The sequence below is a fragment of the Pleurocapsa sp. PCC 7327 genome, from assembly GCF_000317025.1.
Classification (GTDB): Bacteria; Cyanobacteriota; Cyanobacteriia; order Cyanobacteriales; family Microcystaceae; genus Hydrococcus.
The window spans coordinates 4160866-4183458 of sequence record NC_019689.1 but is presented as its reverse complement, the minus strand read 5'-3'; the positions used below and the strand labels follow the sequence as shown (position 1 = coordinate 4183458).

Genomic DNA, 22593 nt, shown 5'->3' with positions numbered 1-22593 from the left:
TGCTATCCGCTTTGTCCCACTGATGCAGCTTCAAGGGATTCAATCAGTCGCATCACCCGTTCTTTAATCTCATCTCGTACTCTGGGAAAGATCTCCGGTTGTTCTGCGGGATCGTCGAGTTGCCAGTCCTCGAACACCTCTCGCGTCACCCACTCTGGTGGCAAATTCACCCCACAACCGCATAGAGAAATCACCGCGTCAAAATTTTCTGGACTAAAATCGCTTAGGGGTTTCGAGGTTTGGTCGCTAATATCGATCCCGATATCTCTCATGGTCGCGATCGCTTCTGGACGTACCTGACTCGCTTCTAACCCCGAACTGGTGACTTCGATTTTTCCTGCTCCCAACGTTTTAGCAAATCCTTCTGCCATTTGGGAACGAGCAGAGTTTTTCTTGCACACAAACATCACTTTTTTCATCGTTTAACCTCCAATTACTGGATCGCTTAAGCATTTCTGGTAGCATTAACTTCAAGAGCTTTATTCGCTACTGCAATTGTTTCTTTTGCTGCTTTTTCCTTTCGTTCGCTATAGCGATCTGTCAAATAATCTAGCTGGTCGCGCAACAACAAGGTAAATTTATAAAGTTCTTCCATCACATCAACAACGCAATCGCGGTAAGGCGAATCCTTCATCGTTCCGTCTTCGTGAAACTCTTGATAGGCTTTGGCAACCGAAAATTGATTGGGAATGGTAAACATCCGCATTCATATTACTTAAAAGCACTGGTGCATCGAGGATCGCGCAGAGTTGCTTTTTCTGGTTCTCTGGGAAACCATCCTGCTGTTCGTTTACACAACTCTACCAACATCAACATTACTGGTACTTCAATTAACACGCCCACTACGGTAGCCAAGGCAGCACCGGAGTTTAAGCCAAACAACATTACTGCCGTCGCGATCGCTACTTCAAAATGATTGCTTGCTCCTATCAAGGCCGCGGGTGCGGCATCTTCATAGGATATATTTAGCTTCAGAGCCGCTACATAACCAATCAGGAAAATGAAATTAGTTTGGATAAACAGCGGCACGGCGATTAACAGAATATGCAGGGGATTATTGACAATCAGTTCCCCTTTGAAGGCAAATAGCAGCACCAAGGTAATCAACAGAGCAGTTATGGCAATCGGACTGAGATATTTAAGAAACTCGCGCTCAAACCACTGCCGCCCCTTATGCTTGAGAATCCAATAGCGGCTATACATTCCCGCTAGCAACGGCAATCCCACATAAATGAGTACCGACAGGACAATTGTTTCCCAAGGCACGGTTAAATCGTTTGCTGCCAGTAACCACCTTCCCAAGGGAGCATACAGAAACAGCATAGTGAGAGAGTTTACCGCCACCATCACTAACGTATGTCCTTGGTTGCCATAGGAGAGATATCCCCACATCAGTACCATCGCCGTGCAAGGGGCAATTCCTAATAAAATCGTGCCTGCAATGTAAGAGTTTGCTAGGGCGACTTCACTGCCGCGAATTAACTCTGCCCCTTCAACTAGAGGACGAAACAGCCATCCTAAGAAAAACTGAGCGAATACTACCATCGTGAATGGCTTGATTAACCAGTTCACTACCAAGGTCAGAATCACGGGTTTGGGAGCGCGTATCGCATTTGCTGCCTGAGTGAAGTCAATCTTCACCATGATGGGATACATCATGAAGAAGAGACAGATCGCGATCGGAATTGACACCTGATAGATGCTCATGGCATCGAGTGCGACAGCCACACCGGGAAATATACGACCTAGCGCAATGCCAGCTAAGATACATAAAAACACCCATAAGGTCAGGTATCTTTCAAAAAAACTTAAATTACTCCCAGCTCGAACGGCTAATGTGTTAGCGCGAGATTTTTTTGAACTCATCAAATCTCTGTTGGAATTAAAATATTACTTAGAGACTAGGTTATTTCAAAAAAAATTGATATGTCAAGCAATCTGGCTGGCGAGATTTTAGGCAAAATTCTGAAAAATATTGATAAATTAGGTCGGCTCCAAGCAATTCCGAGCCGGTAAGATAGGGCTAAAACGGCGATAGGAAGCGAGATGCTCTTCTAAGGCGATAAACTGGGCTAAGTTCAAGCTGTAGTAAATCCATCGTCCTTCCTGACGAGAACGCACTAATTTTGCTTCTTTGAGGGTTTTGAGGTGAAACGAGAGTTTCGACTGACTCATTTGCAAATGTTCGCACAACTCGCACACGCATAGTTCTTGCGATCGCAACAGTTCTAGCACCTGAAGCCGGATTGGGTCGGACAAGGCGTGAAATCCCAAAATAATATCTGTTGATGGATTGGAAAGAGTTGCCTTCATCAAATAAAATTGAAATTTTTGAGAATGATTAACACCACCTTAACCTATTTCCGTTGCTGATATCGGTTTGCCCTTCGCAGAATTATCTAAATCCTCCAGTTGTCCCGGAGAAGTTAAGACGGAATTTTATGCAGAAGCGACGCGATCGCTTTTTTATAAAAAAAAATTGGATTAATCTTTATTAGGTTTTAAATATTTAATTAATCGTTTTTCTTAACTTAACTTTATATTTTGAAATTGGCTTAATCGATCGACGAATTTGCATTTTTTTAGAGATTTTGCTATTTTCAATGTAAGGATATAATTGGTTAATTTTTAACTTTAAAATCTTTAAAATTTCTAAAACCTTAGTTAATTCATTATTTTTTAATCTCCTAAAGTCTCAAAGGCAAAAACTTTACTCGCTCCCAAAGCACTTTTTTTTGTAAAGTCATCCAAACTAAGATAAATATTTTTGACAAGCTATTGACAAAAAAGAGATTCGATGGAGCTAGCTTGAAACGAGGCACATTTAAATGGCTGTTAGAGTCTAAGATAACTGCATAGCCTCAAGGTTAATCAGTGCCTCGATTAAAAGAAATACTTATGATTAGAAGCATTACTCAAAAACCAACGATTCCTATTAGCTTGTTTATTCTGGTTAGCTGTACGGGAGTAAGTTTGCTAACGCCAGAAATGATTTCCTCTCAAGCCGTTGCTACTCAAACAGCCAACATTAACGTATCGATCGCGCGCGAGAAGGAAGAGACTTATGAAAACTTTTTGCGGCGTGCGGAAGCCATGGCAGCGAAAACGATTCAAAGTCGCTTTAAGCAAGATGCTTCCATTTCCGAGCTGAGAGTGGCGATTAATGGAGAAAATCAAGGCGCGATCGCGCCAATCTTATCCTTAAAAGTTAGTCGTAGTGGTTGGAGTAAGTCCCCAGAAATCCAGCGTTGGGCGACTTACTACCCGGATAGCAAATTTTTGCTCGGATTCGAGCAGCCAATCGCACAGCCTCAACCAGCAACACCTCCAGCAGGGCAACAGCAACCAGCTCCAGCAGAACAACCGCAAACTCCCCAACGACCGCCAAACCCCGAAACCCAACAACCCATTCCCGCCGAAGAACCGCAACCAGAGAAACCCCAGTCACCTTTTCAGAGGTTAACCCCAACAGAGAAAGCGCAACCATCTGACTCTTCCCAATAAAAACCACCAACTATGAGTTGTTGCATGAATAGCTGTGATGGGTTCATCGCGATCGCGGAATTTCTGCCAGACCAACCCAATTTTCAATGTATTAAAATTTAGGATTGAGGGGCTAATTCTTAAGGAAGGAAGAACGGTCGTTGAACGGAGTGGCTCTGAGAAAGATTTTAGGCAAAACAAGAGCCGTTCTGGTTTTGCTGTTAGCAGTTCTGATAGTGCGATCGCTGCCTTATTTAGCGCCGATTCGAGCGAGCGATCTGGTTCGAGAAGGAGTCGCGATCGAATTTAGCGATCGTCGCGGACTTCCATTGGGAACTATTTTAAGTCGCGACCAAAATCATACGGCTGTCGTTCCTCTCCAACAGATTTCGCCTCAGTTTATTCATGCCATCCTCGCTGCCGAAGACGGGCGATTTTATCAACACGGTGCCTTAGATATGCGGGCGATCGCTCGTTCCCTGCTGCAAGCGATTCAAGCCAAACGAATTGTCAGCGGGGCATCTACCATCACCATGCAACTGGCACGAATGCTTGAACCCGCCCCGCGCACTTTTTCGGCAAAAATTAAAGAAATTTGGCTTTCTTGGCGCATAGCGGCAGGCACGAATAAAGATGACATCCTGGAGGCATATATCAATCGCTTGCCGATGGGAGGGAATATCTATGGCGTAGAAGCAGCTTCCCACGTTTATTTCGGCATTCCTGCCGCTGACTTAAATCTCTCCCAAGCTAGCCTGCTGGCGGCAATTCCCAACAATCCTAACTATCTCAATCCCTACGATTACTGGGAACCTTTAAAGAAGAGACAGCGATACGTTCTCGATCGCATGGTCGAGGATGGATATATTAATCGCAGCCAACGCGATCGCGCCTATGAAGAAGTCGTTGTCCTTCAACCTCGCCAGCAAGGAATTATCGCTGCCCCTCATTTTTTATTCTGGGTAGCTAGCCAACTTCCAAAAGAACATCCCTCACAAATCCAAACGACAATCGATCGCCCCCTACAACAATTTGTCGAAGCTCAAGTCAAAGACATCGTTCGCAGTCTCGCGCCTCATAACGTTCATCAAGCGGCTGCGATCGTCATTGACAACCGCACGGGAGAAATTTTAGCGTATGTCGGTTCGACAGATTACTTTGCCCAGACACGATTAGGACGCAACGATGGCGTACAATCCCTCCGCCAGCCCGGATCGACATTAAAACCTTTTCTCTATCAACTTGCCCTAGAAAAGCACCTCATTCGTCCCAACACTGTTTTAGCCGACGTGCCAACCCATTACGCTATTCCTGGGGCAAAACTCTATAGTCCTAAAGATTATAGCGAAACCTTTCAAGGTCCCGTTCGCATTCGCATTGCCCTAGCCAATTCTCTTAACGTTCCTGCCGTCAGAGTCTTAGAAAAAGTTGGTGTGGCTGCATTTCTAGAGAGGCTCCACCAACTTGGTTTTGAACATCTCAAACGAGATCCGGAATACTATGGATTGGGGCTAACCCTTGGCAGCGGCGAAGTCAGTCTCTGGGAATTAGCCCGCGCCTATTATCAGTTATCAGTAATTAGTAAGGGCAGGTATGGTCAAGGCAATCAATCTGATTCGATAGCGATAACTCTAAACCCGCCCGTACAGTTACCAGTTATCAGTTCTATAATCTCCCCAAGTCCCCTTATCTCCTCATCAAGTTGGTCGCTGGTTACTGATATGCTGAGCGATCGCTATGCGCGTGCCAAATCCTTTGGAGTAGAATCGGCACTGAATTTACCCTTTCCCGCTGCTGTCAAAACTGGAACCTCTTCTAATTTTCGGGATACTTGGACGGTTGGATTTACCACCGACTATACAGTTGCCACTTGGGTTGGCAATTTCGACGGCGAACCGATGAAACAAGTTTCAGGCGTGACGGGTGCTGCACCGCTATGGAATCGAATTATGTTGCACTTGCACGAAAAGCGCGAACCCGCATCTTTTCCCTCTCCGCCAGGAATGGTCAAGCGACCGATTTGCGCCCTTTCTGGTTTAAAACCAACTGCCGCTTGTCCTTCGGTAGTGCAAGAATATTTTTATCCAGAAGACCTCAGCGAGTATGAAAGTCATCCTGATACTTTTTATCAAACCGTATCTGCCCAGAAAGGACAATATCGCTTAAATTTGCCAAGAGAGTACGACGAATGGCTGGCAAAGCAACCACAGTCGTCCAACCTAATGCCGAGTGCGCTCAAGATTTTATCGCCCAATACTGGAGATTATTTTCTCATCAATCCTGCCGACCCTCAAAGGCAGAGATTGGAGTTCAAATTAGGGGGAATCGGAAATCAACCTGTAGAGTGGCGGTTAAATGGAGAGAAAATAGCTACAAATTCATCTAGTTCTTTATTCTGGCAACTGCGTCCGGGGAATTGGACTTTAGACGTTAAAAGCGGCGAGATGATGGATCGAGTTACTTTTCAAGTGCGAGTGGGCGAGAAAAAAAATAATCGTCGCGGATTTTCTACCGCAGCGCCTGCAAATACCCCCTAATATATGTAGAGACCTTCCATAAAATATCTTGACATCTGCCTTCTCAATTGATGTTGACTAGCTTATATCAATTCGCAATTATCAGTTCGCAATTAGTCAGCAGCTCTGTGTGTAAGGCTTTTTCATCGAGCATCTGTAGCGTTCTTTTTTAGAAATGGTATTATGACCGTTCAACTCGATAAAAAGCAAAATTCTTCTACCCCAGCATTAGTTTCGCCCACATTACCGCCTCAGGAACTTCATTTAGATCGTCCCTTGAAACTAGGGGTAATGGCTTCTGGAAGCGGCACGAATTTTGAAGTTTTGGCTCAAGCTATTCGGGATAAGAAATTAAATGCCCAAATTCAAGTCTTGATTTATAATAATCCCGAAGCTAAAGTCAAGGAAAGGGCGGAAAAATGGGGTATTCCGGCAGTCTTGCTCGACCATCGCGCCTTCAAGCGTCGGGAAGACTTAGATCGGGCAATTGTAGAAGTTCTCCAGCAACGCCAAGTGGAATGGGTTATTATGGCGGGTTGGATGCGAATTGTCACGCCAGTCCTTCTAGAAGCTTTTGCCAATCGAGTCATTAATATCCATCCCAGTCTGTTGCCCAGTTTTAAAGGCGTTCGTGCAGTGGAACAAGCATTGGAGGCGGGGGTAAAAATTACGGGGTGTACGGTTCACATCGCAACTCTAGACGTAGACAGCGGTCCGATTTTGATGCAAGCTGCAGTTCCCATCCTACCAGACGATACCCCCCAAACTCTACACGAGCGAATACAAGTCCAAGAACATAGAATATTTCCAGTTGCGATCGCGCTAGCTGCTAAAAAATTTGGCACTTAAGCTACCTGCAAATCAGCTCTCGCAGTGTTTGGTTTGATTTCTCTAAATGCCAGGAGGCGGAATTGAACCGCCGACACGAGGATTTTCAGTCCTCTGCTCTACCAACTGAGCTATCCCGGCAATTGATTTGGCGCTTATCTAAGGTAGCAAAATTAACAGTTCATTGCAAGTCTTTATCGAAATTAATTTTTTTAATATCTGAACATATGTTCAAATGTTATACTTTGAGTATAACGGCTAGCAATAAGGAAAAAACCATGACAACCGTCACTTCTATGAAATGTGCCTGCGAATCCTGTCTGTGCATTGTTTCGCTGGAGAACGCCTTACAAAAAAATGGAAAGTACTACTGCTGCGAAGCGTGTGCTGACGGTCATGTAAACGAAAAAGGCTGCGGTCATACAGGCTGTACTTGCGGCTAAAGATCCGATAGGGAATCGGGACTCAATACCAATTCGATTAGCTATTAAAAGATTTTCTCAAGCCCGATTCCTTTTATAGAGTCTTTTACCAACGTTGCGATACAAATTCGCTAGGCTAGATAAAAGTTATAAATAACAATTCAATGTCGGCTCAATTTTCTGCTCAAGCCCCTCGTGCAACTCCTACTTGTAACCCACCCCATCCTATAGAAACCGATAACGTCACTCATCTCAAAGAGACGATTCTGGATACAGAAAAAGCACAAAGGATGGCGGAATTTTTTAGCCTATTGGGAGATCCTAACCGCTTGCGCATTCTTTCCCTATTGGCAAAACAAGAACTTTGCGTTTGCGATTTAGCAGCCACTTTGGACATGAGCGAGTCTGCCGTTTCTCATCAATTGCGAACGCTACGTACAATGCGATTGGTGCGCTATCATAAGGCAGGACGCAAAGTATTCTACCAGCTTTCAGACCATCACGTACTCGATCTCTATCATTCCGTCGCCGAACATTTGGATGAATCCGTTAGCGAAGAGTAAGCGACCTAGATTTTAGAAAAATAAGAAGCATTATTGTAAAATCTCAACCCGAAAAAAAGCGATCGCGTCGCCGATACTGGCTTAGTGCCGTCTTGTTGCTAAATTGTAGGCTAGTATCGATGTAGATCGAGCAAGCTAGAAAAATATTATGTATCCTCAAAAACCAAAAATCAATGTAGGCATTGCCTATCTTTTGTGGGCATTAGGTTTTTTTGGTATCTGTGGAATTCACCGTTTTTACATGGGCAAAACTACTAGCGGGATCGTCTGGTTATTAACAGCAGGTTTGTGTGGTTTTGGTCAATTTATTGACGTAGTTCTCATTCCTGGCATGGTGCAAGAAAGAAATCTTTATTTGTGGGAGAAAGCGCGAGCAGATAGATTATTAAATATGATAGAAACGGGACAAAATATAAAAATTAATCCCGTCGCTAGCGACGCATCAGAGCAATTAGAAGAGAAAATCGATCCAATGCTTAAGCTTTTAAAAGCAGCGGCAGCTAATGGCAATGTCCTTTCTATCGGTCAGGCGATGATATCTACAGGGATGTCTCACGAAGAGGTAGAAGAATTGCTAAAGAAAGCCCAGCGCAAAGGAATAGCATACATTGATAACGACCCTAAATCGGGTGCAATTCGTTATTATTTCGATATTTAAAAGACAAGATTTTTAAGATTAAATTTAAATGTTTCTTTTATAGGTGAGTCAATTATCTTCACAAGAGCGAGAAAAGCTTTGCCAAGCAGCGCGAGAAGTTGCTCGGTTAGCCTATGCGCCTTATTCTAAATTTCGGGTTGGTGCGGCGATTTTGGGACAGAGAGGGATTTATGTCGGCACGAATGTAGAAAATGCTAGCTATGGGTTGACTTTATGTGCGGAACGTTCTGCTTTTGCGAGTGCGATCGCGAGAGGAGAAAGAAAATTTCAGGCGGTCGCGATCGCTTGTATTGATGCCCCCAATCCCGAAGAGATTGAATCGATAACACCTTGCGGCGCTTGTAGGCAATGGATTGCAGAACTAGCGGCGACGGCTGAGATTATTATTTGTGGGTGCGATCGATCTTTTGGGATCGAAGATTTATTGCCTCTGTCTTTTCGTTTAGAGGATTCATAAGCTAGTGAGTTCTGCGGCAGCTACTGCCAAATCTGCTTGGACAAAACCAGTGGAACTAGGTACTCCTGGTTGTGGGGATAGAGGAATAGATGTGCGTTGTAGAATGGTTTTTATCTCTTCTGGTGAAAGATTCTCAGATCCTCCAGCAGCTTGTTCCATTAAAGCTACCACTCCTGCAATATGAGCAGCAGAAGCTGAAGTTCCTCTAAAGGGATTGAATTGCGTCCCAGCTTCAAATGTAGTCAAAACCTCATCAGGTGCTGTTACCTCTGGTTTAGACCTCATGTCTGGGTTGAGTAGAGGATCGCCATCCTCATCATATAAAATCGGAATTCCACCACGACTGGAATAACTTCTGAGTTCTGGTAAATTTACTCCAGCATCTAGATTTTGCTGGTAGTCCGTGGCACCGACTGTAATTGTTTCATCCGTATTTGCAGGACCAAACACAGTTGGACTACCTGTTTCTCGATCGCTATCGTTGACATATTGATACTTGGTAGTGCGATCGAGTCCATTAGCAAGACTAATCCATTTAACTCGATCGGGAGCAGGAGCATCATTCAACTCTCTACCAATTGACAAATAGAGTTTTCGATCCTTAATAGGTGCATAAGCTAAAGACCGTATGGGATATTCAGCAGCACTAGGAGAAGGAATGTCAGAAACCGCCAAAACATTCCCACCTTGTCCTGGAAGACTCGGACTATCGAGCAACAACATCTCCAGATTAGAGGTTACTTTACCCACTGGATTATCCCAAGTCAGAGTTGGAAGGAGCAAAGTACCGTCTCTAGTTACAGTTATATCTTGAAATAGATCTACATTGCCTCCAGGGTCAAAATCATAAGCCTCAAAATTTTTACCGCCGAAAGAAAAAGCTTCATTGCTACCTCTGTAATCATCTTGATAGGAAAGGATACCGTTGTTGCCAGCAGCAGAGACATAAACAACTCCGTCAGACACAGCATCCTGAACTGCCTGTGCAGCTTTACCGTCTTGAAAAATTGATGTCGAAAATTGAGCATCGTCGAAGATAATATCTACATCAGCCTCCACAAGCGCATTAACTGCTTTAGTGTAACTCTCATCATTTACATCGCTAGGATCGCCACCATCATCGCCAATGGCTGTATGGAAGAGTAGTTTAGCCCCCGGTGCTATGTCATGAATTATTTGAGCTACAGCCCTACCTTCGTCATTAGCAAATATAGAACCCTGCCTAAGATCTCTCAAAATTTGAACTGGCGCAATTCTTTCATCTGGATTACCCGTTCCAGGTAAGTCACCGCTAATTACATCATCTGAAGCTTGTTGAAGTGTATCAAAACTGGTAGAAATAATGCCTACCTTAATTCCAGCGCCATCAATATTAAAAAGCTCGCGAGCAACATTAGCCTTTAATGCTCGATCGCCTTCAGTTATAACCTTGCTACTCATTTGAATCCATCCAACATGCTTTGGTTTATAGAAAAGAAATTACTAATGAGAGCGATTATTAGTTTACCTTCGACATTCTGAAAAGTTTATAATTGGGCATTTTTAGGCAAACGCTGTTCACTATAATCTACTCCTAGTAGTAACCGGCTCGATCCATACCCATGTTCTAGGGGGGAATACTCAGCAAATAAAGTGTAAATCATACAACTTACTAAATTTATTACCAAACTCAAAATAAAAATGTAAAATGTTGATTTAGCTTTATATTAAATGTAAATTTCTCAGTGAGGACTAAAAATAAGAGAAGAGGTAAGGTTTGGATAGCTTGAATCTCGCAATTTTATACATATTGAAATGCTCGTAATTAATTATTAGTTCAACGCTGAGAAAAGATTTTTGAAGAGATCATTTCAAATACCTTTCCAGCGAACAAACCGACCACTACAAAACTAATTGCAACAACAACAATAACTTGAGTAATTATTTGGATGGGGATAGACGTAATAGAAATAAAAGCAAATGTCATTACACCAAGAATAATCGCCATAGTACAGCCCAAGACAATGCATTTACGTATAGTGTTTCCAAGGCTTATCTCTCTACTTTTAATAAGTAGTTCGGACACTTCATCTATAGCCCCATAAACCACACCACTAACAAAGCCAGCACTGATACCGATTCCTACAGCTTGGTCTATTTCTGTCAAATTATGCATATCTAAATCTTTCTTAATTAAATAATCGACAGTCTATAATTAAACCTATTATAACTAAACCTAACTTACTTCAGCAGTTGAACTCTCTCTCGGTTGAAATGCGAGGGAGAGTTCAAGTAGGGATATATTTTACGATCTAGTTTACGATCTAGTCATCTCCAGCTAAACTAGCGCCAGTTACCGATCCCGCCAAAGCGCCAACAGTTCCTGTGGCAAGACCTACAGTTGCAGCTCGTCCGAGATTAGAAAAGCCAAATTGACCAGTACTTCTAGCGTCAAAAGCCGAGCCAGCTAAGCTACCGAGAAAACCACTGGCAAAACCAGCAGCCCCACCACCCTTCAAGTCTTTTAGTTCCCGTTCAGTTAAGTCAACTAAAGTAGATTGAGTTAGAAAATTTTCCTGACGAGAATTCATGAGATTGTCGATCTCGATCATTTTAGTTTCCTTCTAAATTAACTATCAACAACAGGAGTCAAGATTAATGGAAAATATTGTGATTTTTTCCATTGGGTTTAACTTGATTAGTAATTTACATAAATCCAAAAAAAAGCAATAGACCTCCTGCAAAAGTGTTACGCGATCGCATAATTGGAGTGGGAAAGAAGTTCATAATTATAAATGCCAGCAATCAAATTAAATCTCAACCCAAACCGTCTTCTTCGGTTGCGATATCGACTTGAAAGAATTCTGAATATTTTTAGACTGCGATGAATATTTTCAATTACAATCCTTTCACTTGCTAACTTACGATTAAACTTCTTTTGCTCTAGACTTAACTGTTGATTGCGCTTTTTTTGTTGGGAATTCTACTGTTGGGATGAAGTTTCTGAATTCCTTGATATCCTTTATCAGCCAAACATTCTATCTGTTGTTCGATTCCTATTTTACTATTTTTCCAAATCTTAAAATCATGACTTTTTCCCTTCTCATGAGCAATACAAAGAATTTGTCTCGTTTTTGCGTCAGCTAAAACTTGCGATTTTATCGTGTGACACTTTTGCCGACCACTGTAGTAAGCTTTTTGTTTTTTTTCGGTCTTTCTATTTCATGTTCTGCTACATCTACTACGACAATTTCAATTTCTGTATTTTGGGGTTGAACAGCTTTTTTCCCAGGCAGATTGAAAAGTCCCGATTTCATTAAAATATCTTCTACTTTTCTGGTGATTCGTAAAGCCGTTGTCTCGTTTATTCCCCAGCTAGTTCCGATATGAAAATAGGTGCGATACTCTCGCCAATATTCAAGAGTCATTAAGATTTGGTCTTCTGCGCTTAATTTATTTGGTCGTCCTGTTTTTTTTTGTAAGACTTTTTCGGCTTCTAGAACTTTTACCATCTCTTTAAACGTCTCTGGATATACTCCACAAAGCCGTTTAAACTCTGTCGGTTTTAAATTTTTTACTTGAGAGTAAGTCATAACTCGAATTGTAATTTGGTTTTATTTTACCTAACTTACTCTGACTTTTGCTGGAGGTCTAATAAATCAAAGCCTTATCAGAGATAAATTTAGGACATAAATACAGCAATTATTTCCAAAAAAACTACCCCTAAGAGGATGCACGAAAATTTGCCCCTAAGTGCTTGATAGAGCTGCTGCCGCAGAAAGACTTCAAACGCCTGGGTAGATTACATCGTGATACTTTCGAGGATTTTTTATTTCGCACCGAGTCACAGAGGCGCAAAGATAAAAAGCTAGTCAGGTAAGTCCTAATAACTAAGCTTTAAGGCGTTGACGGGAACTTCATCCCAAGAGTCAACTGTTCTCAATCTCGCCTCCCATCCTTCTTGTTTTTGTTCTTCGGTTAAGTTGTCTTGCCAAGTTTGGTGACATTCTTTTGCTGCTTGTTCGTCATAACAGGCAAGACAGGAATGAATAATGCCACAGGGATCGATTTGTTCGTTCACCCAAATTGTCATGTGCTTCCCTTTAAATTCTTTAGGTTATTCCGAGCAGATTTTTAAGCTAGAAAATTTATGAATTAATTTTAACAGCTTATCTTCGTCAGGCTTTTTCGGGAATCTTAAAAAAGAGTCTATTACAAGATAAAGTCACTATTTATGGAAATAGTAAAACAAACTTCTACTAAACTTATTATCCAACATCGTCCTGTATTCCTGTGGATGTTTGGCGGGATTTTTGTTTTGGCAGGACTTCTGACGAGCGTACTTTTCTGTAAATTAACGACTTTGACTTGTCAGCGTCAGCTAATCGAACCGACTCAAGCTCAAGGAACTTGTAATTTGATACAGACAGGTTTGCTTGACTCAACAGTAAAGAAGATTCCACTTAATATATTACAGGGAGCGAGAGTTGAGCAAAGCAGAAGCGATGATGATTATAATTACCGAGTGATTTTACTGACGATTAATGGCGAGATTCCCTTGACTTCTTACTCTAGTTCTAATCAAGCTCCAAAAAGAGCTATAGTTTCTCAAATAAATAGTTTCTTAGAGAATTCTAACCAGATGGAATTGACGGTTGTACAAGACGATCGCTGGTTTGTTATTATAACGATAATTTTTGTAATTATTGGAATTTCGATCGTTGCATTTTTTGCCCAAACGCTTGATTTGAACTTTAACAAAACTCTTGGAAGCGTAACTCTTACTAAAAAAGGTTTATTGGGAACTAAAGTTCTCAAATATCGCCTTCAAGAGTTTACTAAAGCGATTAGAGAAACTTATAGCGATCCGGATAGCTCTAAGGATACCGATAGAGTTGTTTTGATTTTAGCTTCTGGCGATCGCGTTCCTCTAACTGCTTACTTTTACAGTGGAGATAGAGAAAACAAACAAAAAATTATCGATGCTATTAATAAATTTATCAATAGCGATCGCTAGAATTAAAAACAGTGATAAAGCTGATAACTATATCCATTAATATATGGAAAGGATTGAGAGTCAGTTTGGCAATTATTTAATTTAATATTAGCATGAAAATTAACTGTCCATAAGTCCAAAGGTTTTGAGAGTTGAGACAAGTTTTTTTGAAGAGCGATCGTGGGTTCTGGGGAATTCTTTCGTTCTTGATGGGCGAGTAGAAATGACACTTGCGATCGCAGAGCATTTTGTTTCAATTCCCAAGCTATCCCTAGCATTTCTCCCGTTTGGACTAAACTTTCATGAGTTGTAGCGATGAGAACGGGAACAGAAGCCGATTTTTGTTGAATAATCGGCACTAAAAGATCGGGGCGATAATATTTTTGATACCCTAAATTAGAGGTAACTGTAATAGCACTCAATAAGCCCATTAAAAAAACTATTGAAAACATCTTTAATCCATTTTTTGGAGGATTTTGAGGTAGTTTAAAAAGGATACTTGAGTTATTGTCTCGTTCGCACCAAAAGATAGATAATATAGCTCCTACTAAAACGATGATAGCCGGGAAGTAAGTAAAACTATATCTTGCTCCGCGAGTAATATCGATCTCCAAAAAATAAGTCAGAATAAAAAACAAAAAAAGAATAATAATAATAAAATTAGTCAGGATTTTTGTAGATAAATAGGTATTAGGAATTTTCCAAAGCTCCTGAAGTCCTAATTTTATTTTGGGGAACAAACACACGAAAAAGACCAGCATGATAAAACCAGAAAAAATGACAACAGCTAAAAAAGAAGATTCTACAGGCAAAAGAGAGATAAAAGTAATCCAGGCTGCTAATAGCTGAAAAATTGGATTAATTAATGCTAAAGGGTTAGTTTGTTCGTGTTGAATCCAGTCAATCATGCCATTGCCATAGTCTTCTGGGATAACCAGCAGCCACGCCAAACCAGCCGCGATCGCGCCAGCAGCAACGATGCCTATACGCCACAAATTTTTTGAGAGAAGGAGACGGTGGGGACGGGGAGAGGGAGAGACGAATAAGATAATTAAAGCGAGGGCTTCCGCTAATAAAGTTAGACAAAAAAAGTAGTGAACTGACAGACCTAAGCTATTAATAATTATCCATAGAAAAACCAACTTAATTGGCAATTTAGTTCGATACCATAAATGTTTTGCTGCACCGATAAAACATCCCAAAGAAGCAATAACAAATAAAATAGCCAATGTATAATGGCGGGCTTCTTGGGCGATAAAAATTCCATAGGGAGAAACAGCCATTAATGCTGCCGATAAATGTGCGACTAATCGAGAATTAAAAGCTACTCTTGCTAGCCCATAGGTAGCTGGAATAGAGATTACGCCGAATATAGCAGGAAGCGATCGCGCTGCCCATAAATTGACATATTCCCCTCCCAAAGGAAATAATTTCATCCATAGATGAGCCAGAACGAAGTAAAGTGGAGGGTGGTTATCTTCATCAAGCAAAAGAGAAACTACATCCGATATAGTTGCGTCTGGGTTAGGTTGTAGGGGTTGTAGTAGAGTATCGATGGAAATAATCCGATCGATCGGTACGGAGTTAAAGTCATTCCCCAGACTAAAGACTAAAGTTGCAAATTCGTCCGTCCACGGAGGTTTGCCAGTTAATCGATCGAATCGCAGCAGACAACCGATGAGAGTCCATAAAAGCAGTAAAAGCAGATTATGGGATTTCAGATTTTGGATTGACTCCATAAAATAAATGGCTATCTGCCAACGATCGCTAACCAATACCTAATAACAAATAAAAATAAAAAACTATGCAATCGATCGACTGGCTAATTATCCTGCTGTATCTCGTCGTGACGATGGGAGTAGGATTGCATTTATCTCGCAAAGCTTCTAAAAGTTTAGAAGATTTTTTTGTATCCGGGCGATCGCTGCCTTGGTGGTTGGCAGGGACGAGTATGGCGGCGACGACGTTTTCTATCGATACTCCTCTCTATATCTGCGGGATCGTTGCCACGCGAGGAATTGCAGGTAATTGGGAATGGTGGAGTTTCGGGATTTCTCATATCGTTCTAATTTACATCTTTTCTCGACTCTGGCGGCGATCCGAAATTGTCACCGATGCCCAACTGATAGAAATCCGCTACGGGGGCAAGATGGCAGCAATCTTACGCGCGACAAAAGCCTTTCTCTTTGCCGTCCCGATTAATTGTATCGGGATCGGCTATGCTATGCTAGCGATGGTAAAAGCCGTCGATGCGTTGGAATTATGGCAGAGTCTGGGATTCGATCCGGGCGAAAACCTCAAACTCTGGAGTGTGGTGGGGGTTAGCCTTTTCGTGCTGATTTATTGCAGCTTTGCAGGTTTGTGGGGAGTTGTCACCACTGACTTTTTTCAATTTTTCCTTGCCATATTCGGCGCGATCGCGGTTTCAATTATAGCCGTCAACGATGTAGGAGGCATTCGCGAACTTCTGCCACGGGTACAGCAAGCTAAGGAGTTCGACGTTTTATCCTTCGTTCCGCTAACGCGCGGGGATGGTTTTTTAGGGCTGACTTGGAGTGATGCGGCGGGGATTACGGCAACCACTTTTTCTGCCTATTTATTAGTGCAGTGGTGGTCGTTTCGCCGCAGCGATGGAGGCGGAGAGTTTATCCAGCGTTTGGCGGCAGCAAAAGATGAAGCAGAAGCAGAAAAATCTGCTTGGTGTTTTAATATCCTCAACTATATTATCCGCACTTGGCCCTGGATTTTGACGGCATTAGTCGCGATCGCGGTGTATCCCAATTTAGAAGATCCAGAATTGGGCTATCCCAAGCTGATGCTGGACTTCCTACCCCCAGCGATGTTGGGATTGGTGGTCGCTTCGCTGCTGGCAGCTTTTATGAGTACCGTTTCCACTTCCATCAACTGGGGGGCATCCTATTTAACCAATGACCTCTATTTGCGCTTTCTCCGTCCCCAAGCTAGTCAAAGGGAATTGGTGTTCGTCGGGCAGATTGCCTCGGTTGTAGTGACCGTTTTTGGGGCAGTGGCAGCCTTTTTGGCGACAGATGTAGCGACGGTCTTTCGCTTAGTGATTGCCATTGGTACTGGTCCGGGATTGGTGTTAATTCTGCGTTGGTTTTGGTGGCGGGTGAATGCGGCGGCAGAATTGGCAGCAATGGTAACGGGGTTTGTTATTGGCTTGATTACTAGCGTTTTTCCCGGTTTTGACGAGATCTTCTCCGATTTTGGGCTTCGGTTGGCGGTAATTTCTTCTATCACTGCTATCGTTTGGATTGCAGTCATGTTTTTAACCCCGCCAGAATCCGATGAAACCCTAGATGAATTTTATCGGCGCGTGCGACCTGGAGGCATCGGCTGGAGGTTGCAACAAAAACGAACGGGTGTCGAACCATCGCAAAATTTAGCTCAAGAGTTTTTACGAATTGTTGCAGCTACTTTACTTTTGTTTGGATCTATGTTCGCAATCGGAGGGTTTTTACTGCTTCAGTCTTTGACGGGATGGATAGCTTTAGTCGTTGCCGTGACTGGCGGATTCTGGTTGCGCCAGCTTAATAAGAGAAAAATCCTGCCAATACCGCGACCGGGATTAGAGGAATGAAGTCCGCCAGGAACTTAAGTTCCTGGCTATGAGCATAGAAATTGATTTCTGGGCTTGGTATCGCTGTTAGAATCGAGAACCTCTTTCAGGGTTGTCAATAATTCTTCTGAGGTATAAGGTTTTCCCAAATATGCCTTGACGCTTGCCCCCAAAGCTTCAATAGTGCGATCGCTCGAAACCAGTCCGCTAGTAACAATAATCTTGACTTGCGGGTTCATTTTTTGCAAGGCGAGGATGGTTGTCGGACCGTCCATAGAAGGCATGACCATATCCATCAAGACAGCACCGATTTTGTGCTGATATTGAGCGTACATCGCGATCGCCTCAACTCCATCAGTGGCAGTTAGCACCCGATAGCCATAAGTTCTCAGTAATGCTTCTATCATATGGCAAATCACGGGTTCGTCGTCCACGATCAAGATCGTCGTTTCGTCTCCCCTCGGTAGTTCTGGCTTGTCCTCCGATACGACTACCCTTGTCTCTTCTGCTGGCAGGAATACCGCGAACTGCGTTCCCTTGCCAACTTCGCTAGAAACCTTAATAAAACCGCCGTGGCTTTTGATAATTCCCATTGTCGTTGCAAGACCAAGTCCCGTGCCCTTATCTGCTGCTTTAGTAGTAAAAAATGGCTCGAAAATCCGTTCCAATGTTTCCGCAGACATGCCAATGCCAGTATCCGAGACTGCGATCGCAACGTAAGAACCAACCTTGGCTTCGGGTTCCCTGCTGGCATAATTTTTGTCGATCGCGAGATTCTCAGCAGTAATTGCCAGAGTGCCTCCGTTTGGCATGGCATCTCGCGCATTCAAACACAGATTCATCAAAACTTGCTCTAACTGCGTAAGATCGCCACGGATTGCCCATAGATCGCGCGGGATATTTAGATGGATAGCGATCGACTTAGGAAAGGTTTCTCGAATGACTTGCTCGATGTCACAGACTAGGGAACGGACGGCTAGAAGCACGTGCTTCCCTTCGACTCCGCGCGAGAAAGCCAGGATTTGCTTGAGCAATGCCGCGCCGCGTTTGGCATTGGTTTCGAGAACCTTAAACATCTGCTGTCCGTGCTCGTCAGCTTCGGGGAATTTGAGCGGGAGAAGCTGAGCAATTCCCAGAATTGGTGTCAAGATATTGTTTAAATCGTGAGAAATCCCGCTAGCAAGAGTGCCAAGGCTTTCCAGACGCTGGGTGCGGAGCAATTGCTCTTGCAATTGTTTAGTCGAAGTAATGTCCGTATTGACGACAAGGATCGATTTGGGGTTTTGTTGCTCGTCGCGCACTAGATTCCAGCGGCTTTCAACAACAATCTCCTCGCCATCTTTAGTAACTTGAGGCAGTTCTCCCTGCCATCTGCCTTTCTCCAAAACTTCTTGCTGGATTTGGGCTAATTTAGGCAATGGTTTTCGATTTAAAAGCTCATCAACATTTCTTCCCAGTACTTCTTCTGCACTCCAACCGTAAAGGCGCTCGGCTCCTTTATTCCAAAATCTAATTCGATCGCCTAGATCGCGAACGAAAATCGCGTCCGTGGTAATATCTAACAGAGCCGCTTGTTCGCGAATTTTCTGTTCGGCATGCTGGCGATCGCTCAAATCCCTCAGTAACCAACACAGGCTAATGATTTTACCTTGGCGGTTACAGGTGGCAGACAGAGAAAGCGCTACTGGCAACGGTTCTCGCTCCCGTGGCTGGAGAAGGATTTCCCAGTCCTTGACCAGGAGCTTACTGGCGTAGCGATCGCATTGTTGTGACGCGCATTCTTGACTGCTACAGCTCCTAGCTAACAATTTCGTGACTCGCACCCATTGGCCGTGAAAAGCATCTCGATCGGCTAGGGCGATGAAAATGTCTAGCGGTTTGCCCACCAGATCCTGTTTAGGGATGTTGAGCAAATTGGCTGCCGCACAGTTTGCCTCCTGAATAGTCGCTCGCTCGTCAGTGACTAAGTATCCGTCCGGGGCGAACTCAAATAACTTTTGGTAGTGCTGTCTCTCCAATTCTACTTCTTGACGAGCGGCGCTTAATTCCTCGTTGTGCGATCGCAGTTCCTCTAATGCAACATCCAACTTCTCTACAGCAAAAGAGAATTCTGCGATCGCTTCTGTTTGCCATTCCTCGATCGGATTTGGCAAGTCGTTGGCATGATGCCGCATCGTTTGCAACCGCTGTTGCGCCTCTTGAAGTTCTTGCTCTAACCTGTTAAAGTTCCTCATTGCTCGGATACTTCCCCTTTGCTTGAGTAATAATCGGAGATTTCGACCTCTCCTCTTGCCATAGGTAACGTAGAGGAATTAGCGCTCGGCAATTCCCCATCTCTTGTTTCTTTTTTGCGATCGCCAAAATCTACGAAGAACTAACGGGGTCTTGCCATACAATGACAGACGCTGCATCGGTTATCGGTAATTAAACATTTGCCTCTTTTATGTTTTCGATCGATTAGAGTGTTATTTTTAATCGATGAAATGTTAATTATAAATAATTGTGAAAACTTATACAACTTTAAGTTGTCAAGTATTTATTTGGTTAAATTAAATTTTTAAAGATCGGGCAAATAACCAAGTAAAGAAAGGAATTATAATTTCTTATCGATTTTTTAAAGCTATGCAAGTTAAATATAGAACAAATCATCTTCTTTCGATCGAACTTAAGTAACAAAAGTTTACCAAATGAACTAGAAGCTTTATTTGGTTCGATAGTGCTGCTTGGCTGCGCTGTGGCGATCGCAAGGTGAATCTATACCAATTTTCAAGTAAAGAGAATACAGGATTGTTTCACCCTTTCCCCCAATCTACTAATTTTGTCTCTCATTTAACTGAAAACTGCTATGTATGTCTAGATGCCTGGTTGAGTGACAAAACTCAAATCGCCCTCACTCCAACCCCTCTCCCCGAGCGGGAGAGGGGCTTTCCACTTAAGAATTTTGCCTGAAGTCCCTTCGCCCCTTATGGGAGAAGGGATTTAGAGATGAGGGAACAAAGATTTGTCAGTCAACCAGGTCTAGATACTGAGTAAGAGGTTTTCTCGCCGATGTCGCAAGCTTAAGAAAACGCAACGCGCTGCCTGAGAAGGTTTTGATAACATAACCAAAAAACGGGGGAGCTTTTAGCTTCCTTTTTTTGGAATTGGGGAATAATAGCATTATCAAATAACGAAACGAGAAGAACGAGAGAAACAATTGATTGAAGAACGCGCCTACTGGTTAGCTTGGTCGCAAATTCCCGGAATCGGTTCTATACTGCTCAAACGAGTGCAGCAACATTTCGGGACGTTAGGAGAGGCGTGGACGGCATCGGAGCATGCCTTGGCACAAGTAGAGGGATTGGGAGTGCGGTTGGCGAATGTTATTATTGAAACGCGATCGCGCCTCGATCCCAAAGAATTTTTAGAAAAACACCTTCAGACCAATCCCAATTTCTGGACTCCTAGCGATCGCGACTATCCCCGCCTGCTGCTAGAGATTCCCAGTCCGCCGCCAGTTTTGTACTATCGAGGACAAACCGATTCTCTAGAAAATCAAGGCATTACTCCACTTATCAGCATCGTCGGAACTCGTTTCCCTACCGCACACGGTCGCCGTTGGACTCGCAAGATTGGTACAGCCCTTGCCAAACACGGCTTTACCGTTGTTTCGGGCATGGCAATGGGAATTGACAGCGAGGCACATCGCGCTTGTCTGGAAGCAGGGGGAAGAACCCTAGCCGTATTGGGAACGGGATTAGATATTATTTACCCCCCAAGTCATCGCCAACTCTACGAAGAGATCCAGCAGCAGGGATTGCTTTTGAGCGAATATCCAGCCGAAACTAAGCCTAATAAAGGAAATTTTCCGGCTCGCAATCGCATTATTGCCGGCTTGTCACGTGCTATTTTGGTGATGGAAGCCCCAGAAAAATCGGGCGCTCTGATTACAGCGCAATATGCCAACGATTTTTGTCGCGATGTCTATACGCTGCCCAATTCCCCCGACGTTGAAGAAGCGCGTGGCTGTCTGCGGTTAATTCATGGCGGGGCGGAAATGATTATTCAAGAAAATGAGTTGTTAGAAATGTTGGGTGCGATTCCCAAGCTGGATGCGGGCAAACAGCTATCTCTATTTGAGCCAGCAGAGACCACGCCCATCTCGGATTTAGCCCCAGAATATGTAAAAGTTTTGGGCGCGATCGCAACTCAACCAACTTCTTTCGATCTCGTCGTGCAAAATACGGGTTTACCAGCCGGAGAAATTTCGGGAATCTTGTTGCAACTGGAATTGTTAGGGCTAGTCTCTCAGTTACCAGGAATGCGGTATCAAAGAAAAGATTAGCGGTGAAACTTCGGATACAACATTTTAACTAACGGACGCGATGAGCGTAAATGTTGTTCGATTATAAGCGAAACTTCATCGGAACGAACCCGCCAGTACCAAATATGTTCGGGTTCGATTATTACCATTGGTCCATTTCCACATTGTCCCAAACACCTACAGCCGACAATCCCAGAAAATGTCTCCAATTGGAGACATTTTTTTGTCGGTCGGGTTCTGTATATTAAAAATTTTTATAAAACTTACCAAAAAAAGTTTTAATGTTTATCCGGCTTAAGTAGCTACCGATGATTTTGTGGCAGTCTAAATCTATAGACTGAGACAGTTAGAGTTCATCTTGGCTGACTGGAAACGGTACAAATCTTGAGAAAATATTAAAACATTTCTAAGAAAAGTACATGTAAGTTTACATTTAAGATTAGAGATTCAAAACCGCCAGCCGCTTCTCTATACATGGCTGGCATATAATAATCAAGTTCCCCCCAAGTACCTAAGTGCTTGGGGAGAACTATTTATATCGCTATGATTTTCTGGTGACATCCTCTCCCGATTTATCGGGAGCTTTCCAACCTCGCGATTGGGCATTCCTAGTTATTTCCATTGCTGGCTTTTCGTCTCTTATCTAGAACACGTTGGGAATTGCGTATGACTACTCCCACCGTTGGTTCCCCGACAGACCGACTGCATAGGCGTTTTCGATTCCCGCAAGTCCTGCGGTACTCTTTGAGTTGTAACTCAGATTCTTTAGCTACTCCGATTTATGTTCACAGACAGTGTAGAGCTAGCG

The 22593-nt window shown here is 43.2% G+C and carries 19 protein-coding genes, 1 tRNA gene and 2 pseudogenes; 10 read left to right on the top strand and 12 right to left on the bottom strand.

All coding sequences use genetic code 11. The annotated features are described in order from the left end of the window. Positions 1–2: 2 nt before the first annotated feature. The 4 genes and pseudogenes from arsC to PLE7327_RS18885 all read right to left on the bottom strand — a co-directional run bounded on the left by arsC (position 3) and on the right by PLE7327_RS18885 (position 2313). The gene (gene arsC, locus PLE7327_RS18900) at positions 3–419 is read right to left on the bottom strand and encodes an arsenate reductase, glutathione/glutaredoxin type (RefSeq protein WP_015145377.1); all 417 of its coding nucleotides are present in this window, start codon (positions 417–419) and stop codon (positions 3–5) included. Positions 420–445: 26 nt separating this feature from the next. Next, positions 446–706, bottom strand: a pseudogene (locus PLE7327_RS18895) (arsenical resistance protein ArsH); the annotation flags it as partial. A gap of 5 nt (positions 707–711) precedes the next feature. Next, complete coding sequence (gene arsB / locus PLE7327_RS18890) at positions 712–1866, bottom strand: ACR3 family arsenite efflux transporter (RefSeq protein ID WP_015145376.1); 1155 nt, start codon at positions 1864–1866, stop codon at positions 712–714. A gap of 117 nt (positions 1867–1983) precedes the next feature. Beyond that, the gene (locus PLE7327_RS18885; protein ID WP_015145375.1) at positions 1984–2313 is read right to left on the bottom strand and encodes a metalloregulator ArsR/SmtB family transcription factor; all 330 of its coding nucleotides are present in this window, start codon (positions 2311–2313) and stop codon (positions 1984–1986) included. A gap of 585 nt (positions 2314–2898) precedes the next feature. Between PLE7327_RS18885 and PLE7327_RS18880 the strand changes: the two genes are divergently transcribed. The 3 genes from PLE7327_RS18880 to purN all read left to right on the top strand — a co-directional run bounded on the left by PLE7327_RS18880 (position 2899) and on the right by purN (position 6848). After that, positions 2899–3504: a hypothetical protein gene (locus tag PLE7327_RS18880; RefSeq protein ID WP_015145374.1), complete on the top strand. Its 606-nt coding sequence runs from the start codon at positions 2899–2901 to the stop codon at positions 3502–3504. A 149-nt stretch (positions 3505–3653) separates the two neighbouring features. Then, positions 3654–6020, top strand: a complete 2367-nt coding sequence (pbpC, locus tag PLE7327_RS18875; RefSeq protein ID WP_015145373.1) for a penicillin-binding protein 1C — start codon at positions 3654–3656, stop codon at positions 6018–6020. A gap of 162 nt (positions 6021–6182) precedes the next feature. Beyond that, positions 6183–6848 (top strand): phosphoribosylglycinamide formyltransferase, encoded by a 666-nt coding sequence (purN, locus tag PLE7327_RS18870; protein WP_015145372.1) that lies wholly within the window; start codon positions 6183–6185, stop codon positions 6846–6848. Positions 6849–6895: 47 nt separating this feature from the next. On the opposite strand, the gene PLE7327_RS18865 is transcribed toward purN, so the two are convergent. After that, positions 6896–6968: transfer RNA gene (locus PLE7327_RS18865), tRNA-Phe, on the bottom strand. A gap of 137 nt (positions 6969–7105) precedes the next feature. Here PLE7327_RS18865 and PLE7327_RS23710 point away from each other — a divergent pair. The 4 genes from PLE7327_RS23710 (at position 7106) to PLE7327_RS18850 (ending at position 8927) form a co-directional block, all read left to right on the top strand. Then, the gene (locus tag PLE7327_RS23710) at positions 7106–7270 is read left to right on the top strand and encodes a metallothionein (protein ID WP_071880655.1); all 165 of its coding nucleotides are present in this window, start codon (positions 7106–7108) and stop codon (positions 7268–7270) included. A 143-nt stretch (positions 7271–7413) separates the two neighbouring features. Then, positions 7414–7812 carry a helix-turn-helix transcriptional regulator gene (locus PLE7327_RS18860; RefSeq protein WP_015145370.1) on the top strand — a complete coding sequence of 133 codons (399 nt, stop codon included), beginning with the start codon at positions 7414–7416 and terminating at the stop codon, positions 7810–7812. A gap of 148 nt (positions 7813–7960) precedes the next feature. Beyond that, entirely contained in the window at positions 7961–8470 is a 510-nt protein-coding gene (locus PLE7327_RS18855) for a TM2 domain-containing protein (RefSeq protein ID WP_015145369.1), read from the top strand. A 43-nt stretch (positions 8471–8513) separates the two neighbouring features. Continuing rightward, positions 8514–8927, top strand: coding sequence for a cytidine deaminase (locus PLE7327_RS18850; protein ID WP_015145368.1), 414 nt, complete (start codon positions 8514–8516; stop codon positions 8925–8927). Here the strand turns inward: PLE7327_RS18850 and PLE7327_RS18845 are convergent. From PLE7327_RS18845 to PLE7327_RS18825, 5 genes and pseudogenes are all read right to left on the bottom strand, one after another. Then, the gene (locus PLE7327_RS18845) at positions 8922–10367 is read right to left on the bottom strand and encodes a S8 family serine peptidase (protein ID WP_015145367.1); all 1446 of its coding nucleotides are present in this window, start codon (positions 10365–10367) and stop codon (positions 8922–8924) included. The two genes, PLE7327_RS18850 and PLE7327_RS18845, sit on opposite strands and share 6 nt — an antisense overlap. A gap of 376 nt (positions 10368–10743) precedes the next feature. Further along, the gene (locus tag PLE7327_RS18840) at positions 10744–11082 is read right to left on the bottom strand and encodes a hypothetical protein (protein ID WP_015145365.1); all 339 of its coding nucleotides are present in this window, start codon (positions 11080–11082) and stop codon (positions 10744–10746) included. A gap of 148 nt (positions 11083–11230) precedes the next feature. Next, positions 11231–11518, bottom strand: a complete 288-nt coding sequence (locus tag PLE7327_RS18835; protein WP_015145364.1) for a hypothetical protein — start codon at positions 11516–11518, stop codon at positions 11231–11233. Between the two features lie 137 nt (positions 11519–11655). Next, positions 11656–12499, bottom strand: a pseudogene (locus PLE7327_RS23705) (IS5 family transposase). Positions 12500–12789: 290 nt separating this feature from the next. Then, on the bottom strand, positions 12790–12999 hold the full coding sequence (locus PLE7327_RS18825) for a hypothetical protein (RefSeq protein WP_015145363.1): 210 nt from the start codon (positions 12997–12999) through the stop codon (positions 12790–12792). Between the two features lie 141 nt (positions 13000–13140). Between PLE7327_RS18825 and PLE7327_RS18820 the strand changes: the two genes are divergently transcribed. Further along, on the top strand, positions 13141–13923 hold the full coding sequence (locus PLE7327_RS18820) for a hypothetical protein (RefSeq protein ID WP_015145362.1): 783 nt from the start codon (positions 13141–13143) through the stop codon (positions 13921–13923). A gap of 2 nt (positions 13924–13925) precedes the next feature. Here the strand turns inward: PLE7327_RS18820 and PLE7327_RS18815 are convergent, their stop codons facing one another. Further along, a complete protein-coding gene (locus tag PLE7327_RS18815; protein WP_015145361.1) occupies positions 13926–15641 on the bottom strand; it encodes a glycosyltransferase family 39 protein in 1716 nt (571 codons plus the stop codon). Between the two features lie 65 nt (positions 15642–15706). On the opposite strand from PLE7327_RS18815, the gene PLE7327_RS18810 reads away from it, so the two are divergent. Beyond that, positions 15707–17503 (top strand): sodium:solute symporter family protein, encoded by a 1797-nt coding sequence (locus PLE7327_RS18810; protein WP_015145360.1) that lies wholly within the window; start codon positions 15707–15709, stop codon positions 17501–17503. Positions 17504–17529: 26 nt separating this feature from the next. On the opposite strand, the gene PLE7327_RS18805 is transcribed toward PLE7327_RS18810, so the two are convergent. Next, positions 17530–19716: a PAS domain-containing sensor histidine kinase gene (locus tag PLE7327_RS18805; RefSeq protein WP_015145359.1), complete on the bottom strand. Its 2187-nt coding sequence runs from the start codon at positions 19714–19716 to the stop codon at positions 17530–17532. Between the two features lie 962 nt (positions 19717–20678). Here PLE7327_RS18805 and dprA point away from each other — a divergent pair. Then, positions 20679–21806, top strand: a complete 1128-nt coding sequence (gene dprA, locus PLE7327_RS18800; RefSeq protein WP_015145358.1) for a DNA-processing protein DprA — start codon at positions 20679–20681, stop codon at positions 21804–21806. The last annotated feature ends 787 nt before the right edge of the window (positions 21807–22593 follow it).